Raw genomic sequence first — 17148 nt, 5'->3', positions numbered from 1 at the left:
AATGTTAACAAAACGAATAGTTCCTTGTTTGGATATTAAAAATGGAAGAACAGTAAAAGGAGTCAATTTTGTAAACTTAATAGATGCTGGTGATCCTGTTGTTCTTGCGAAACAATATGCTGAGCTTGGAGCGGACGAACTGGTGTTTTTAGATATAGCAGCTACTCTTGAAAATAGAGGAACTACTTTAGATATGGTAGAAAAGGTTGCTGCTCAAGTAAATATTCCATTCACTGTTGGAGGGGGAATTTCTTCTATCGAACATGTAGATGCTTTATTGAAATGTGGAGCGGATAAAGTTTCGATTAATTCATCAGCTGTTAAAAGACCAGAGTTAATTAACGAATTATCTCAAAAATTTGGAAGTCAATGTGTAGTTGTAGCTATTGATGCTAAACAAGTTGACGGAGAATGGAAAGTTCATTTGGCTGGTGGAACAATTCCGACAGAATTGAATTTATTTGATTGGGCTAATGAAGTTCAACAAAGAGGAGCAGGAGAGATCTTATTTACATCAATGGATAATGATGGAACCAAAGCGGGATTTGCAAATAAAGCCTTGGCAAGGTTGTCAGATGAATTGAATATTCCAATTATTGCTTCTGGGGGAGCTGGATCTGTGCAACATTTCATTGATACATTTATAGAAGGAAAATCTGATGCTGCTTTAGCAGCAAGTGTTTTCCACTTTGGCGAAATTCCAATTCAAGAATTAAAACAAGCTTTAAAAGAACAAAATATTCCTGTTAGGATTTAAATAATCCAACGTCATTACGAAAATGGTGATTGAGCGAAGTCGAAATTAACATTTGAAGTAATCTAACTATCAATTAACAGATTATTTCTCCTGAAGCCTCAGGATCGTATTGACAAATAATAAACAAAAATGAAAAAGAAATTGTTTTTAGATGACTTAAGAACTATAGATATGGTTTATGACGCATCGCAAGAAAAAGAATTTGATATTGTAAGAACGTATGAAGCATTTGTTTCATATGTTCAAAAAAATGGTTTGCCAGATTTTATCAGTTTTGATAATGATTTAGGATTAGATAAAAATGGAGAAGTTGCTCTTGATGGTTATGCTGCTGCAAAATGGTTAGTGTATGAATCAGATTTAGATTTAAGAAGTTTACAATTCAAAGTACACTCTGCAAATCCAGTAGCTGCCGAACAAATAAAAGGATTATTAACGAATTATATTGATTTTTTAAATAAGTCATGAAAGTAGATTTTAAAAAAAGTAACGACGGTTTAGTGCCAGTTATTATTCAGAATAGCAAAACATTACAAGTATTAATGTTAGGTTATATGAACGAAGAAGCGTTTGAAAAAACACAAAAAGAACAAGTAGTAACGTTTTTTAGTAGAAGTAAAAATAGATTATGGACAAAAGGTGAATCGAGTGGAAATTTCTTATATGTAAAAGACATTAAAGTGGATTGTGATAATGACACCATTTTAATCAAAGCGGATCCTAAAGGACCAACATGTCACAAAGGAGATGTTTCATGTTTCGCAGAAGAAACACCAAAAGGTTTTGTGTATGAATTAGAGAACATTATTCACGATAGAATCGATAATAACGTAGAATCTTCATATACCAACAAATTATTTAAAAGAGGAATTAATAAAGTAGCACAAAAAGTTGGTGAAGAAGCCGTAGAAGTTGTAATAGAAGCTAAAGACAATAACGATGACTTATTCACCAATGAAGCAGCAGATTTATTATATCACTACTTAATTTTGTTAAAAGCAAAAGGATTTACGTTGAAAGATATTGAAGCTGTTTTAAAAAGTAGACACTAAAATTATATATCAATTACTTCTTCATCAACTTAAACTTGAATATTAAAAAGAGGTAATTAAAAAATACTGACCAAGCGCTTAGTTTTAATTTAGGTAATTTCCCTAAACCTAGGCGCTTTATTTGTGCCTCATACCAAATAATATTCATCATACCATCAATTCCTTTTACTCCAGTTTTATTAATATTAACTGGAAATGTCGATTGAGATTCATTTAAAATGTCATTTCCAATATTTGGGAATAAACAATATGGACGTGCAAGACCAACAACATCTAATTTCTCAGAGGCAATGGCATTTTGCATTACAGAAACAGTTCTAAATCCACCAGTTAACATTAAAGGAGTTTTGGTTATTTTTCTTGCTTTTTCGATATAATCAATAAAATAAGCTTCTCGTTCCTTTGTACTTTGTTTACGGTTACCCATCATCATTGCCGGAGCTTCGTATGTTCCTCCAGAAATTTCAATTAAATCAATTCCAGCTTTAGAAAGTAAATCAATAACCTTCATTGAATCTTCTTCACTGAATCCTCCTTTTTGAAAGTCTGCCGAGTTTAACTTAATACCAACAGGGAAATCTGGTCCAACTTGAGAACGAATTTCCTTATAAACTTCTAAAACAAACTTCGCTCTCTTTTCAAAAGTTCCTCCCCATTCATCTTCTCTAACATTAGCATAAGGTGATAAAAATTGACTTACTAAATATCCGTGAGCTCCATGAATTTGAACTCCTGTAAAACCAGCTTCTTTTAAAATTCTCGCAGTAGTTCCGAAACGTTTAATAATATCCAAAATTTCATCGTGAGTCAAGGCTTTCGGAATTTTAGTTGTAGCTTTTTTTCTACTTTTCGATTTTAAAGGAATCGCAGAAGGAGCTTTCAAAACATTATTAATCTGGTCCATAGCTTGTCTCCCAGGATGATTAATTTGTACCCAAAGATGAGTGTCTGTTCCTTTTACAGTTGCCGCCCATTCCTTTAATTGTTGAGCGTGACGATCATCTTCAATTACAACATTCATAGGTTCACCAAGAGCTTTACTATCTATCATTACATTTCCTGTAATCAATAATCCTGAACCTCCTTTTGCCCATTCTTTGTATGCATTGATCAAAATGGATGTTGGTTCATGTGTTTTATTAGATAAGTTCTCACTCATTGCTGATTTAGCAATTCTATTCGCTAATACCGTTCCGTTGGGTAAGGTAATTGGGTCTTTTAGTTTTGTCATTTTTAATATGAAAGGGTTAGATTCTTATTAAGATTCTAAAAATACTCATATCGTTGGAGTTTCTTAAGTTTAAAATGAAAAAGTTTTGCGCATAGTTCTTAATGAATACCTATTTTTGTACATCATTTTTTAGCAAATGCTGTATGGATTTTAGTGAACGAATTGTTTCAAATTACCAACCAAAGAATCTCGCTGTAAAGCTTACTACCAAAGGAGAACAGCATGTGATGAAGAATCATCCATGGGTTTTTTCCAATAGCATAGAGAAAATTAGTAAAGATCCTAAAACAGGAGATTTAGCTATTATTTTTGGTAGAAAGAATAACAAAGTAGTTGGTATAGGTTTATACGATTCAGATTCACCTATTCGTATAAAAATGATTCATACGTCTTCCGAAAAAGCGGTTGTAAATGAAATGTTTTTTCATAAAAAAATAGAAAAAGCCTATCAGAAAAGAACGAAACTTCTACAAACAAATACTAATAGTTATCGCTTAATATTCGGAGAAAATGATGGTTTTCCTTCTTACATAGCAGATGTTTACGATGCAGTTTTAGTAGTAAAGCTATATTCTGAAATTTGGTTACCTTTTTTAGAAACCATTTTAAAGAGCCTACAAGAAGTTTCTAAAGCGGAAACCATTGTAATTCGTTTAAGTAGAAATGTTCAAAAATCTACAAATCATAATTTAAAAGATGGAGATGTAGTTTATGGAGTTTTGGAAAATGAAGTAGTAGAGTTCGTAGAGCATAATGTGAAGTTTTCAGCAAATGTGATTAAAGGACATAAAACAGGATATTTCTTAGATCATAGAGCGAATAGAAAACGGGTAGGAGAGTTCAGTAAAAATAAAACTGTTTTAGATGTTTTCTCTTATGCAGGTGGATTTTCTGTTCATGCATTATATAATGAAGCTAAAGAGGTAACAAGCTTGGATATTAGTAAACAAGCACTTGAAATTGCAGTTGAAAACGGAAAGCTAAATGAGTATTCTGGTGTTCATAAAACAATTGCAGGAGATGCTTTTGAGGAACTTCGCAAATTGATTCAAAATAAAGTAACATTTGATGTCGTTGTAATTGATCCTCCAAGTTTTGCAAAACAAGCTGCAGAAATTGAGCTGGCTAAAAAGAAATATGCTCAATTAGCTAGGTTAGGAGCGAAGCTAACTTCTAGAAAAGGCTTATTAGTATTAGCCTCTTGCTCATCACGAGTTGTTGCAGATGATTTTTTCGATATCAATGAAAATGTTTTGGAAAATGGTAAACGTCGTTTCAAAACTGAATTGAAAACCTATCACGATTCTGATCACCCAATTGGTTTTCCTGAAGGCGCTTATTTAAAGTGTGGGTATTATAGGTTTTTTGAATAGAAGAAATCAATTTATAAGTTCTCATTACGATCCAAGTAAAGTAATCTTATCTAGCTAATATATTCCATTTTTTTCTTGGAAATGAAGTTCTTAGCTAAATTATATTTACCAATTAAACTGCTTAAATAAAGCCTTCCAGTTATCAGGAAAATTAGAAACTAAATGTAGTTGCTCTTTCTTAAACGGATGCACAAATTCAAGCGATTTAGCATGTAAAAATAAATTCGTCCAACCAAATTCTGCTTCATACATGGCATTATGATTTTTGTCTCCGTATTTACCATCACCAATTAAAGGGTGACTAATTTTATTCATATGAATTCGAAGTTGATGTAATCGACCAGTTTTTGGTGATAATCGAACCAAACTATACCGAGAAGTATCATATGGCTTAACAGGAATATTTTGAGTTGTAGTTTCCACGCATTCAATAAGTGTTTCTGCATCTTTATAAACATTGCTATCCTTTCCTTTGACAGGAGAATCAATAATACGAGATTCAGGTGCATGACCCCGAACAACTCCGTAATAAGTTTTCTGAATTTCATTTTCCGTAAATAGCTTTTGAAACTCTGAAACATATTTTGTTTCTTTTGTCAAAAGAATAATTCCTGAGGTTCTTCTATCCAAACGATGAACAGGATAAAATTTCTTCTTAAAGTTTTCGTCTAATAATTGTAAAAGTGATTTTTCATGAATTACATTTCGAGAATGATAGGCATGATGTACAACTACATCATTAGGTTTAGTTACACAAATACAAAACTCATCTTCGTAAATTAGATCAATATTCATCAGTACCATATTAAGACCTCAAAAGTAGAGATATGTTATAAATAAGAAAAAACTTTATTCAACTAAGTTTTTCAACTAACTTCGTATAATGAATAAATCGAAACTACTTATTATAGCCTCATTTTTTTCTATTTATGTAATTTGGGGTTCCACATATTTACTTAATAAAATTGCTGTTGAAGAAATTCCACCACTATTAATAGCTGCTGTTCGCTTTGGTTTTGCTGGAATTCTAATTTTGATAATTGCACTACTTCTGAAAAAATCTTTGAAAGTAACTAAGCGTCAGTTTTTGAATTTAATTATTGCTGCCTTTTTATTTTTAGTTTACGGAAATGGAGTTTTTGTGTGGGCCTTAAAATATGTAGATAGTGGTTTTGCTGCATTATTAGCCTCAACACAACCATTATTTGTGTTGTTTTTACTTCGTTTAATTGATGGAAAAAAAATGCAAAGAAAATCTATTATTGGGGTTTGCTTAGGAATATTTGGAATGTATTTATTAGTCAGTCAGAAAGAAATAGTTACTTCCGACGGAATGGTTATAGGGATATTTATGATTCTGTCTTGCGTTTTAAGTTGGAGTTATGGAAGTGTTTTTGTATCGAAAGCCGATTTACCAAAAAATTTCTTTGTGAGTACGGGATATCAAATGACCATAGCAAGTATATTACAGATTTTATTTAGTCAGATTTTTAACGAGAATATCCCTGTATTTAATGAGATTAGCTATAAAGTACAGGTTTCAATGATTCTTTTAATTATTTTCGGTAGTATTGTTGCTTTTACAGCTTTTAATTATTTATTGAAGGTAATTTCTCCTGAAAAGGTGTCCACTTCAGCTTATGTAAATCCAGTAATTGCACTTTTGTTAGGTTGGTATTTTTTAGATGAAAAATTAACAAATCAATCCATTATCGCTTCAATTATATTACTAACAGGAGTATATTTTATTACTTCCAGAAAAAGAGTAACGAAAAATAAAATTAGACCATCTCAAAAAACATAAAATTAATTTTTTTGCGTTACATAATTCAGATAGACGGTAGGGAATTTTTGTTCTCAATTGTTTTAATTATGTAAACCCTAAAAGTTTTATGAAGTATGAAAAATGCTAAATTGTTAGTCTACACCAAATATGTTGTTTTAACATCAGTAGTAGTAAGCGGATTATTGTATTTAATGATAAATCATTTTAAAAATATTCCTTTAATCTAATTAATTACCACCACACAAGAAAAAACTTTGAAATGACTCCGTTAGGCTTTTTTATCCAGCATAATGGAGCATTTTTTTGCTCTAATATTTCGAAAACTTTTGATGAAAATTTCTCATAGTTATACCAATTCACGTTTGCATGAGGTTTAACTAACCAATTATGTTTGGTTGGTATGTAAAACTTATAATTTTTAAATTTATCTAATTCATTTTTATAAATGTAAAAACCCTCAATACAATCATTATTTATTACATCGAATTTATTGTTCAATTCCGATACATGAGGAAATAGTTGGGCTCTAAAATAAACTTGTTGTTGTACATCTTCTAAATTTATTTGATGCTTTTTTAAAACATCAACTGTTTTTGGGTGATATAAAAGCGGTAGTTGTTTGTCTATTAGTTTGCGATATTTTTGAATAAAACTATCTTTTCTGTTTGGTCCAATCCAATGTTCAATTTCTGTTTCACCAACTGACTTATCATACAGATAAAATTTGTAAACGATCTCTAAATGAATAGGCTTTTTATCTTTACGTAAAATACAATCTAATTCACCAACAGTAATTTTTTGATCTTGAATTTGAATGTTTTCAAGAATTATATCTATTGAATTGTCAAATGAAAATTCATTAAAAACAAATTGCTCTACCAACTTTCCTAAACGTAATTTTGTGTTAACATTTACTTTAAGTGAGTTGTTGTAAATATTTTGAAAATCAAACTGTTGTAGTTTGTTATTTAAACTATTAGTCCATAGTGGTTTTGATTGACAAAATCCTTGATATTGAAGTAACAATTCCTTTTCGTTAAAATGCATGAAGTATTAAAATATTGCTAAAATAAAGATATTCTTAATTTTTGAATTAGTTTAAAATTCGAAATAGCCGTATTTTTATAGTATGATAAATGAATTCAAAAAAGGACTACGATTTGAAAAGTACACTCCTGAAGATGTTTCGCCATTTGAAAAGTTATTTGACATTTTTAAGGAGATCATAACGTACACTTCTGGTGATTTTGATGAAGCCTTTGATTGGTTGAAACAACTCGATAGAGAATATGGATTAACTACTCCAGAATATACATTAGATGATTTTTTAGAGGATTTAAAAAAGAAAGGATATATCCGAGAGGAAATAGATCCTGCTGATGCTAACGGAAGTGGAGATGGTAATATTAAAATTACAGCCAAAACTGAACAAGCTATTCGTCAAAATGCGTTAGATCAAATATTTGGAAAACTTAAAAAAAGTAGGCTAGGAAATCACAAAACTAAAGTTATTGGTCAAGGAGATGAGCACACTGGTGAATATAGAAATTTCCATTTTGGTGATGCCTTAGATCGGATTTCCATGACGGAAAGTATTAAAAATGCTCAAATTAATAATGGCTTGCAAGATTTCTCATTAACTGAACATGATTTAGTTGTTGAAGAAACCAATTTTAAAGCTCAAATGAGTACCGTTTTGATGATTGATATTAGTCATAGCATGATATTGTATGGTGAGGATAGAATAACACCAGCAAAGAAAGTGGCAATGGCATTAATAGAGCTAATTAAAACAAGATATCCAAAAGATACAATTGATATCATTGTTTTTGGAAACGATGCTTGGCCTATTTCAGTAAAAGAACTTCCGTATTTGAAAGTTGGACCTTACCATACTAATACAGTTGCTGGCTTGCAATTGGCTATGGATATTTTGAGGAGAAAAAGAAATACGAATAAGCAAATTTTTATGATCACTGATGGTAAACCAAGTTGCTTGCGTTTAGCGGATGGAACTTATTATAAAAATAGTAATGGTTTGGATAGCTACATAGTTGAAAAATGCTATAATATGGCCTCACAAGCTAGAAAATTGCATATTCCTATAACTACTTTTATGATAGCACAAGATCCATATTTAATGCAGTTTATTAGACAGTTCACACAGGCGAACCAAGGAAAGGCATTTTACACGGGTTTAAAGGGGTTAGGAGAAATGATTTTTGAAGACTATGAGCAAAATAGAAAAAAACGAATTAGAGGAAAATAGATTATGAATTATACCGATATAAAGACACTAGGAGATTTAAAAAAATCTGAATACAAATCAATTTCAATTAAAGACGAATTAAGAAAGAACTTAATTCAAAAACTTAAAAATCAAGAAACTGTTTTTGAAGGCGTTTGGGGCTATGAAAACTCTGTTATTCCTGAATTAGAAACAGCAATCTTATCAAAGCATAATATTAATTTATTAGGTTTAAGAGGTCAGGCAAAAACGCGATTAGCACGTTTAATGGTAACTTTATTAGACGAATATATTCCTATTGTGGAAGGTTCTGAAATAAATGATGATCCATTACAACCACTATCTCGCTATTCAAAAGAATTAATCAAAGAAAAAGGTGACGATACTCCAATAACATGGCTACATCGTGATGAACGTTTCTACGAAAAGTTAGCAACGCCAGATGTTACTGTTGCCGATTTAATTGGTGATGTGGATCCAATTAAGGCAATGAATTTAAAATTGAATTATGCAGATGATCGTGTCATTCATTTTGGAATGATTCCTAGAGCGAATCGATGTATTTTTGTTATCAATGAAATTCCTGATTTACAGGCAAGAATTCAGGTTTCTCTTTTCAATATTTTACAAGAAGGAGATATTCAAATTCGAGGATTTAAATTACGTTTACCGCTAGATATTCAGTTTATATTTACAGCAAATCCGGAAGATTATACGAATAGAGGTAGTATTGTAACTCCTTTAAAAGATAGAATTGGATCTCAAATTTTAACACATTATCCAAAGTCTATTGAAATTGCAGAAAAAATTACCGAACAAGAAGCGAATGCCTTACAAAGTCAAAAAGAAACTGTTTATGTTCCAAAATTAGCGAAAAGGTTGGTTGAACAAATTAGCTTTGAGGCTCGAGATAGTGAATATGTAGATGTGAAAAGTGGGGTTAGTGCTCGAATGAGTATTTCTGTTTTAGAGAATTTAATTAGTACTGCCGAGAGAAGAAGTTTCTTGACTGAAGATGATAAAACTACGGTTCGTTTACTTGATTTCTTTGGATCAATTCCTGCAATTACTGGTAAAATTGAATTAGTATACGAAGGTGAACAAGAGGGAGCGGATTTTGTAGCACAAAATTTAGTAACTAATGCCGTAAAGACAATATTTTTAGAATTATTTCCAGAGATTAAGAAACTCACGAAAGAAGACGAAGAAACACCGTATGATGAGATTACACAATGGTTTTATGCAAGTGATTCCATTGAATTGTTAGATGATATGAATGATGGGTATTTTAAGGAACAACTAGATGTTATAACACCTCTCCAAAAACTAATAGATAAGTATCACCCTAATTATTCAAAAGAGGATCTTTATTTTCTTAAAGAACTAATTCTTTGGGCTTTATCTGAATTTAAAATTTTAAGTAAGGAACGATTCACAAAAGGATTTCAATTTAATGATACCTTAACTAATTATATTCGAGGTATTTAATGAGAAGCTACTTTTGTTAAAATAACATGAATATAAGGCTCAGAGAAAACTCTGGGCTTTTTTTATTAGATTCGTTTTTTTGAAGAAATATGCATAATAAAAAATAAATTTGTTGAAGAAAATATTAGTAACTGGAGGAGCAGGATTTATAGGATCTCATTTATGTGAGCGTTTATTAAAAGAGGGAAATGAAGTGATTTGTTTAGATAATTATTTCACTGGAAGTAAAAAAAATATCGTCCATCTTTTGGATAATCCGTATTTTGAAGCTGTTCGTCATGATGTAATTGAGCCATATTTTGCAGAAGTTGATCAAATTTACAATTTGGCATGCCCAGCTTCACCTATTCACTATCAACACGATCCTATAAAAACAATAAAAACTACAGTTGTTGGAGCAATAAATATGCTAGGTTTAGCTAAAAAAGTAAATGCAAAGATTCTTCAAGCCTCTACAAGTGAAGTATATGGTGATCCAAAAATTCATCCACAACCTGAAAGTTATTGGGGAAATGTGAACCCAATTGGTTTAAGATCGTGTTACGATGAAGGAAAGCGTTGTGCTGAATCATTATTCATTAATTATCACAAACAAAATAAAGTTAGAGTAAAGATCATTAGAATCTTTAATACCTATGGAACAGGAATGAACATGAATGACGGACGTGTAATTTCTAATTTTATCGTCCAGGCTTTGAAAGGTGAAGATCTAACTGTTCATGGATCAGGGAAGCAAACAAGAAGCTTTCAATATGTTGACGATTTAATTGAAGGAATGATTCGAATGATGGAGACAAATGATAATGTTATAGGACCTGTAAATATTGGAAATCCTTCAGAAATTTCAATTTTAGATTTGGCTAATAAAATAATAACATTGACCAACTCAAACTCTAAGCTTCTTTTTGAAGAGTTACCACAAGATGATCCAATGCAAAGAAAACCTGCTATTTCATTAGCAAAAGATTTATTAAATTATTGGCAACCTCAGGTTAGTTTAGATGAAGGATTGCCGGAAGTTATACGATATTTTAAATCAATAATGTAAAAAGCCACCTTAAACCTCATAGCAAGATTTTTGGTGGCTTTTGCTCAAGTCCCTAAGCAAACTTACTCTTTCTTTTTCGCTTGTTTTTTCAATACATCAACAACTTTTTCGCTGAATGAACTTTGTTTTGATGAATTCAATTCTTTCTTTTTCGTTTTAATAAACTCTTTTCTTTTTTCTGACAATTCTTTTAATTTTCTTTCTTTTTCGGAGCGTTCCTTTTTTAATTTTTCAAGAATAACTTTTATTTCATCTTTACTTTTTCCTTTTAATTCCTTCGGTAATTCATCATCTTTAATCTGATCTATCGTTATTTTTCCATTTGCATAGTCGTTTATGATTTCTTTGTTTCCTAACCACGATTTTCTTCCTGATTTACTCATTTTATAACTAGCTCGAGCACTATTAGATGTTTTAGAGCTTTTCTCATAGACAGCCATTGATTTTTCTTTCTTACTATAGTTTACAGATTGTTCAACTTGATTTCCGTAATACATTCTTGATTGATCTATAGATTGTGAAGCTTCGTAAATGTCATTATCATAAGGTGTAGCAATAACAAAATCTGAAGCTTGTTGATCTAATTGCATAAATTCTCCATTAGTACAACTAGCCATTTCTTTAAAATGATAAATTGCACTTTTACAACTTGTTCCTAACTTAATAGTATTAATTATAATTCCATTTTTAGCTGCTATTTTACAACTTTGATTATATTTTACATCATCTTGGTAGTCCATGTGTGGAGGACAGTCACCAACAACAAAAATTGTTTTGTAGGTACTTGATTTATTTGACCATTTCATATCTGAAATAGCTTCATGTAATGCTTGATTAACACTCTCAGGAGTGTCTCCTCCACCTGCTGCATTAATCTCTAATAAATCGGAGTAAACTTCGTCTAAATCATTTGTTAATTCAATTTGTTTAGTTACAAATCCATCTCCACGGTCGCGATAGAAAACCATTCCGAGTTTCAAAGATTCAACATCGTTACTTTGTGCTAACTCAGAAACGATATCCCAAATTTTTTCTTTAGCAGTTCCTATTAACCCACTCATACTTCCTGTTGCGTCTAAACAGAAAACAATTTCAATATCTTTTGGTTTCTTTTTTTCTTTTTTAATTGAATTGCTTTTAGCAAATGTTGTGATAACAATTTCCCCGTTATTCTTTTTTATATCATTTTTACAACTTAAAGTTCCAAATGAAAACAATGCTAAGTAGATAATTTTATTCATCTTTTTTTCTTCAAAACTATGCGGATAGTTTTTTTGAAACAACTTGAAGTGAGTAAATGCTACTTTACATTGAGTTAAGTGTATAGAATACTAAGTATCGAAATATTACCTTTCTAGATAAATATCTAAGTCGGTAGATTTTAGATTTACGGAGTAATATGGTGTTTTTTGCCAAATAGTCCATCCTATATTTTTCCATACGGTTGGTAGATTAGGAGATTTTGTGTTATCGTAATCGGCAATCCAAAGAGGATATTTAGAAAATTTTTTACTAAGTAAATGAATATTTGCAAACTTATGACTGCTGTAAATCATAGGGACTCTTCCAGATAAAGTTTCTAGTTTATATAGGAAACGAAGTAATTTCGTTTGTAAATTTTTGATTTCTGATATTGATAATTTTTCATTCAAAGAACTGCCAGATTCAACATCAATAATAGGCGGGAAATCATATAAAGTCATATCTTTTATTTGTTCCCAAAAGAATTTTGCTTGTTTTATAGGGTTATCCTTAATTACATAAAAATGATAGGCACCTCGTTTAAGATTCAAATTAGAAATTTGTTTCCAATTGTCCTTAAACATTGGGTCTAAATAATTTTTGCCTTCTGTCGCTTTACAGATTACAAAATGTAAACTATCAGGTAGTTTATTTTTTAAAATAGTTCCATTCCATTTTGAAATATCTATTCCATATTTTTTAACCGGTGATTTCGTAGTCGTTGTTTTGAATGGATTGGATGTTCTTTTGACAGGTGTATTTAATTTTTTATGGAGTTTATGAATAGAGTTTTTAATTTCATTAGTATTCCTTCGGTTTGAGTTATGAATTCCAAATAAAAGAAGTACCGCAATTGAAAACAAACTAAAGGACATGAAGCTTTTTTTTTTGTAAAATGGAACCTTGATTTTTTTCGGGTTAATTTCATTGATTATTTTATTAATCTTATCAGAAATTACAATACTTCCCATTAGGTTTTTGATGACAAAGTGACTGTCATTAAACTGAATTCCTTTGTAAATTACGTCTCCCTTCGCATTTTTTAATTCTTCTGGTTTATCTGTATAAACTCCATTATCATTTAAAATAATCTTATTGTTCTCAATTTTTGGTTCATGGAAAAGATTACTCAAGAAATACATAGGTTCTTTAATGGAATGCTGTTTTCTAAATATGGAAATAATCCCACTTGAATTAAGAAAATCAAGTAACGTAAGGAGTTCACTAAATTCAAGTATCGCTTTTCTTTTTGTAATTGGATTATTATAAATTTTATTTTCAATAAAATAGATAGTATACTGTTCTCTTAGTTGTATAATTAAAGCTTTCCCTCTATCGGTGTTAAAGAATATTTTTTGCAGAAAATCTTTTAAACTAATAATTCCTTCTTTACGAAAAGAACTGATTTCTTTTAAGATGGCAATTTCAAAGTCATTATAACTTCTCATAATAGGAACCAATAATTATTAAGTTAATTAAATTTAAATATAGTAGTAAACAGTACTTAAGAGGATTTTCCTAAGTACTGTTTAAGTTGTAGTAAGTTTTAGTTAAAATTTTACTTACGAGTTAGAACCACTTGCATCCTTAGTTCCCGAATCCGAGCCCTTTGATGGAGTTGTATCATCAGCGCTTCCTGCTTGATTATATCTATTAGGGTAATATTTAGCTAACCAAGCTCTCGCAATTTCAGATTGAGTTATAGGCTTTAAATAATAATTAATTGGAACGCCTAAATTGTTACCACCTGCAATACATTTATCAACATAATCTTCCATTGCAGTCATCATTGAATTTGTGTCGATAACTTTATTCTGACCATCATCAATGTCAGAAACGCCATTTAATGTAGCTTTTATAGTTGCGTTTTTCAATGTAATCATTTGCTGTCCAGTTCTTGCGGCCGCAGCGCCTTCGGCAATAGTATTGTTTGCACTAGCAGTTGCTCCTTGTAAAGTAGCTAATTCTTCCATTGTTTTTGCTGGATCAAAATCAGAGAAACTCTGTACAGCCATTTTTACTTGATTCGACTTTATTGAAGGAATTATTCCCATAGTAATTAAAGTCGCGTGAGATGTAACATTTTGTGTACTTAATAAGTTTTTAGCACTGTCGGAGAAAGTAGAACTTACACCAAAAGAACCAGTTCCAGAAGCAAACCATCCGCCAATATCAAAGGTTTCTTGCATTGATGCGGCAATTGAATCCATTCGTTGACTAGATGATGATTCCGTAGTATTTAAAATATGGACCATTCCAACGAAAGATGAACCGTATGTTGCACCAGATAATATTGAAAATGATTTATCTTCTTTGGTGTTTGCTTTTGCTTCAATAGCAGCAATGGAGCTCACATCATTTGTTTTAATCATATTGTCTTCATTCATAGCGTTCCATGAGCGAACAGCTTTATCGACGTCTAAAACGTATGGTGCAAAAACTTGAGCGTTTTTGTGTGTACAAGATATAGTTATTACTAAAGTACCGGCAATGCTATGTCTTGAATGTTGACTATTCATTTGTTGTTGCGCAGTTGCACTTGCTTGATAAGATTGTCCTTCTCCAAAAAAACTTAATGATTCTGCAACGAAAGAAGCTACTGTTGCAGCATGACTCGCAGAAGATTGAGAGTTTTGATCGAAAGAGAAATACTGACTATTCATTTGTAAAGAGTCACTAGAAATAGGCATTTCTTTTAGTTGACTTTTATTATAATCAATCGGACTTTCTACAGATTGATTAACTGCATTCATTTTAGATTTTAAAGGTTGAATTGCCTTTTCTGAAGCAATTTTTGCTTTTCCATAAGAAACGGCTGCTTTGGTAATTTGTTTGTCTATTTGTTCTGATTCTGAGATTAATTCATCAGGACTAATTCCCATACCCATTGTTTCTTGAATGGTCATGTCTACACTTCTTTTAAGTGAGATTAAGGAGTTTAATTCACTTTCTGCAGCATCAGCTGGAGCTTGAAGTTCAGAAATTTTTACAATGTTAGCTAGTTTGTCTTTAGAAACGATATTTCCTAATACCAAGGAAGGATCGTACGGAATGGTCGATGGCATAATTTTTAATTTTATTGGTTAATTAGTCCCAAATTACACTCAATAAAATTGAAAACGAATTAAAATTACTTAAAAGCGGACTTTTTAATCATAAGCGTTAATAATGAAGATATTAGTGTTAAAACTACTTTATGAGCTTTGAAATTGTAGAAATTATTGTTGAAAGATCCTCTTTATAGTTGAACCATATAGTGTTATCGTCTCTTTTAAACCAAGTAAGTTGTCGTTTCGCAAAACGACGAGTATTTTTCTTTATTTCAGAAACTGCAAATTCTAATTCCCAATTTCCGTCAAAATATTGGAATAACTCTCTGTATCCGACTGTCTGTAGTGCGTTTAAGTCTTTATTTGGATATAATGCTTTTGCTTCTTTCAAAAGCCCGTTTTTCATCATAATATCTACACGACGATTAATCCTATCGTAGATAATTTCTCTTTCTGCTCTTAGTCCAACTTTTATTGTATTAAAATTACGTTTTCTCTTTTCTTTATTAACAAAAGAGGAATATGGAGAACCTGTACCAATACAAATTTCTAAAGCTCTAATAACTCGATGCGGATTGTCAATAGCTATTGTTTGATATGTAATAGAATCCAATTCTTTTAATTCCTTTTGTAAAAAAGGAAGTCCTTTGGAGCTTAATTCTTCAGTTAAGTTTGCTCGAATTTTAGGATCTACATCCGGGAAATAATCAAACCCTTTGACTACAGCATCAACATAAAGTCCACTTCCACCAACCATAATTTGAATAGGATTTACTTTGAACAACTCATCTAACTTTTGAAGAGCATCTTTTTCAAAGCTACCAACATTGTAATCTTCAAACATACTTCTGTTTTGAATAAAGTGATGTGTAGCAGTGGCTAATTCTTTTTTATCAGGAACAGCAGTTCCTATGTTCATTTCTTTATAAAACTGCCTCGAATCACAGGAAATAATATCCGATTTAAAATGTTGGGCTAACTGAATAGCAAGAGAAGTTTTTCCGATGGCTGTAGGTCCAACAACAGTAATTAATGTATTCATCTATTCATTTAATTTACCTCCACAGTGATGGCAATAAATAGCTCGATCAACGTGACCAGTTGTTGCACAATTAGGGCAAGATTGTGTGTTTAAACTTAGTTTATGGTTTCGAGCAATTTCAGTAGAAACAATTCCAGTAGGAATTGCAATTATGGCATAACCCAAAATCATAATAACACTAGCAATAAACTGTCCCAAAGGAGTCATAGGAGCAATGTCTCCAAAACCAACTGTAGTCAGCGTTACGATCGCCCAATAAACACTACGTGGAATACTTGTGAACCCATTATCTGCTCCTTCCACTAAATACATAATAGAGCCTAAGATAACACAAATTATCAGTACAAAAAATAAGAATACCATAATTCTAGCTCTACTAGCTTTTAAAGCTTTTGCTAAATGTTGTGATTCTTGTACAAACCTTGTTAGTTTTAGAATTCTAAAAACTCGCAGAAGACGTAGAGCGCGAAGTGCGACTAAACTATGTGTTCCTGTAAATATTATGGATAAGTATTTTGGTATGGTAGATAAAAAATCAATAAGACCGTAAAAACTAAAAATATACTTTGTTGGTTTACTGATAGAAATAATTCTAAGAATATATTCGACACTAAAAAGCACAGTTATTATCCATTCTGCGATATTAAGTTCTGTTTTGTATTTTTCACCAATGGGATTCACACTTTCTAACATAACTAAAGCAATACTAACTATAATTGCCATTAATAGTATAACATCGAAAAGTTTTCCTTCAGGAGTATCGGCTTCATAAATTACTTCATGAAGTCGTTTTCTCCAATTTAAATTTGATTGTTTGTCTTCCAAAACCTT

Annotated in this window: 16 protein-coding genes; 8 read left to right on the top strand and 8 right to left on the bottom strand. The window is 31.1% G+C overall.

Annotated features, from left to right (window positions below; genetic code table 11):
* Nucleotide 1 precedes the first annotated feature (1 nt).
* From hisF to hisIE, 3 genes are all read left to right on the top strand, one after another.
* The gene (hisF, locus tag BTO06_RS07615) at nucleotides 2–757 is read left to right on the top strand and encodes an imidazole glycerol phosphate synthase subunit HisF (RefSeq protein ID WP_100924728.1); all 756 of its coding nucleotides are present in this window, start codon (nucleotides 2–4) and stop codon (nucleotides 755–757) included.
* 129 nt (nucleotides 758–886) lie between these two features.
* Entirely contained in the window at nucleotides 887–1225 is a 339-nt protein-coding gene (locus BTO06_RS07610; RefSeq protein WP_100924727.1) for a cyclic-phosphate processing receiver domain-containing protein, read from the top strand.
* Entirely contained in the window at nucleotides 1222–1809 is a 588-nt protein-coding gene (gene hisIE / locus BTO06_RS07605) for a bifunctional phosphoribosyl-AMP cyclohydrolase/phosphoribosyl-ATP diphosphatase HisIE (protein ID WP_100924726.1), read from the top strand. The genes BTO06_RS07610 and hisIE overlap by 4 nt, the downstream gene beginning before the upstream one ends.
* Before the next feature lie 13 nt (nucleotides 1810–1822).
* Here hisIE and BTO06_RS07600 read toward each other — a convergent pair whose 3' ends face one another.
* Nucleotides 1823–3040, bottom strand: coding sequence for an NADH:flavin oxidoreductase/NADH oxidase family protein (locus tag BTO06_RS07600; protein ID WP_100924725.1), 1218 nt, complete (start codon nucleotides 3038–3040; stop codon nucleotides 1823–1825).
* Between the two features lie 143 nt (nucleotides 3041–3183).
* Between BTO06_RS07600 and BTO06_RS07595 the strand changes: the two genes are divergently transcribed.
* Complete coding sequence (locus tag BTO06_RS07595; protein WP_100924724.1) at nucleotides 3184–4413, top strand: class I SAM-dependent rRNA methyltransferase; 1230 nt, start codon at nucleotides 3184–3186, stop codon at nucleotides 4411–4413.
* Between the two features lie 105 nt (nucleotides 4414–4518).
* On the opposite strand, the gene BTO06_RS07590 is transcribed toward BTO06_RS07595, so the two are convergent.
* Nucleotides 4519–5208 carry a pseudouridine synthase gene (locus tag BTO06_RS07590; protein ID WP_100924723.1) on the bottom strand — a complete coding sequence of 230 codons (690 nt, stop codon included), beginning with the start codon at nucleotides 5206–5208 and terminating at the stop codon, nucleotides 4519–4521.
* Nucleotides 5209–5296: 88 nt separating this feature from the next.
* Between BTO06_RS07590 and BTO06_RS07585 the strand changes: the two genes are divergently transcribed.
* The gene (locus tag BTO06_RS07585) at nucleotides 5297–6217 is read left to right on the top strand and encodes an EamA family transporter (RefSeq protein ID WP_100924722.1); all 921 of its coding nucleotides are present in this window, start codon (nucleotides 5297–5299) and stop codon (nucleotides 6215–6217) included.
* Between the two features lie 213 nt (nucleotides 6218–6430).
* On the opposite strand, the gene BTO06_RS07580 is transcribed toward BTO06_RS07585, so the two are convergent.
* Entirely contained in the window at nucleotides 6431–7246 is an 816-nt protein-coding gene (locus BTO06_RS07580; protein WP_100924721.1) for a DUF1853 family protein, read from the bottom strand.
* Nucleotides 7247–7328: 82 nt separating this feature from the next.
* Here BTO06_RS07580 and BTO06_RS07575 point away from each other — a divergent pair, with 82 nt between their 5' ends.
* From BTO06_RS07575 to BTO06_RS07565, 3 genes are all read left to right on the top strand, one after another.
* The gene (locus BTO06_RS07575; RefSeq protein ID WP_100924720.1) at nucleotides 7329–8468 is read left to right on the top strand and encodes a vWA domain-containing protein; all 1140 of its coding nucleotides are present in this window, start codon (nucleotides 7329–7331) and stop codon (nucleotides 8466–8468) included.
* Between the two features lie 3 nt (nucleotides 8469–8471).
* On the top strand, nucleotides 8472–9935 hold the full coding sequence (locus BTO06_RS07570; RefSeq protein WP_100924719.1) for a sigma 54-interacting transcriptional regulator: 1464 nt from the start codon (nucleotides 8472–8474) through the stop codon (nucleotides 9933–9935).
* Between the two features lie 112 nt (nucleotides 9936–10047).
* Nucleotides 10048–10983: a UDP-glucuronic acid decarboxylase family protein gene (locus BTO06_RS07565; protein WP_100924718.1), complete on the top strand. Its 936-nt coding sequence runs from the start codon at nucleotides 10048–10050 to the stop codon at nucleotides 10981–10983.
* 62 nt (nucleotides 10984–11045) lie between these two features.
* Here the strand turns inward: BTO06_RS07565 and BTO06_RS07560 are convergent, their stop codons facing one another.
* The 5 genes from BTO06_RS07560 to BTO06_RS07540 all read right to left on the bottom strand — a co-directional run bounded on the left by BTO06_RS07560 (nucleotide 11046) and on the right by BTO06_RS07540 (nucleotide 17142).
* Nucleotides 11046–12224 carry a vWA domain-containing protein gene (locus tag BTO06_RS07560; RefSeq protein WP_157811767.1) on the bottom strand — a complete coding sequence of 393 codons (1179 nt, stop codon included), beginning with the start codon at nucleotides 12222–12224 and terminating at the stop codon, nucleotides 11046–11048.
* Nucleotides 12225–12329: 105 nt separating this feature from the next.
* A complete protein-coding gene (locus BTO06_RS07555; protein ID WP_100924716.1) occupies nucleotides 12330–13673 on the bottom strand; it encodes a glycoside hydrolase family 25 protein in 1344 nt (447 codons plus the stop codon).
* 114 nt (nucleotides 13674–13787) lie between these two features.
* Complete coding sequence (locus tag BTO06_RS07550; protein WP_100924715.1) at nucleotides 13788–15290, bottom strand: hypothetical protein; 1503 nt, start codon at nucleotides 15288–15290, stop codon at nucleotides 13788–13790.
* Nucleotides 15291–15414: 124 nt separating this feature from the next.
* Nucleotides 15415–16317, bottom strand: coding sequence for a tRNA (adenosine(37)-N6)-dimethylallyltransferase MiaA (gene miaA, locus BTO06_RS07545; protein ID WP_100924714.1), 903 nt, complete (start codon nucleotides 16315–16317; stop codon nucleotides 15415–15417).
* Complete coding sequence (locus BTO06_RS07540) at nucleotides 16318–17142, bottom strand: ion transporter (protein ID WP_198517144.1); 825 nt, start codon at nucleotides 17140–17142, stop codon at nucleotides 16318–16320.
* Between the last annotated feature and the right edge of the window lie 6 nt (nucleotides 17143–17148).

The organism is Tenacibaculum sp. SZ-18, from assembly GCF_002813915.1.
Lineage (GTDB): Bacteria > Bacteroidota > Bacteroidia > Flavobacteriales > Flavobacteriaceae > Polaribacter.
The sequence above is the reverse complement of the archived record's forward strand: the minus strand, read 5'-3'. Positions and strand labels throughout refer to the sequence as shown.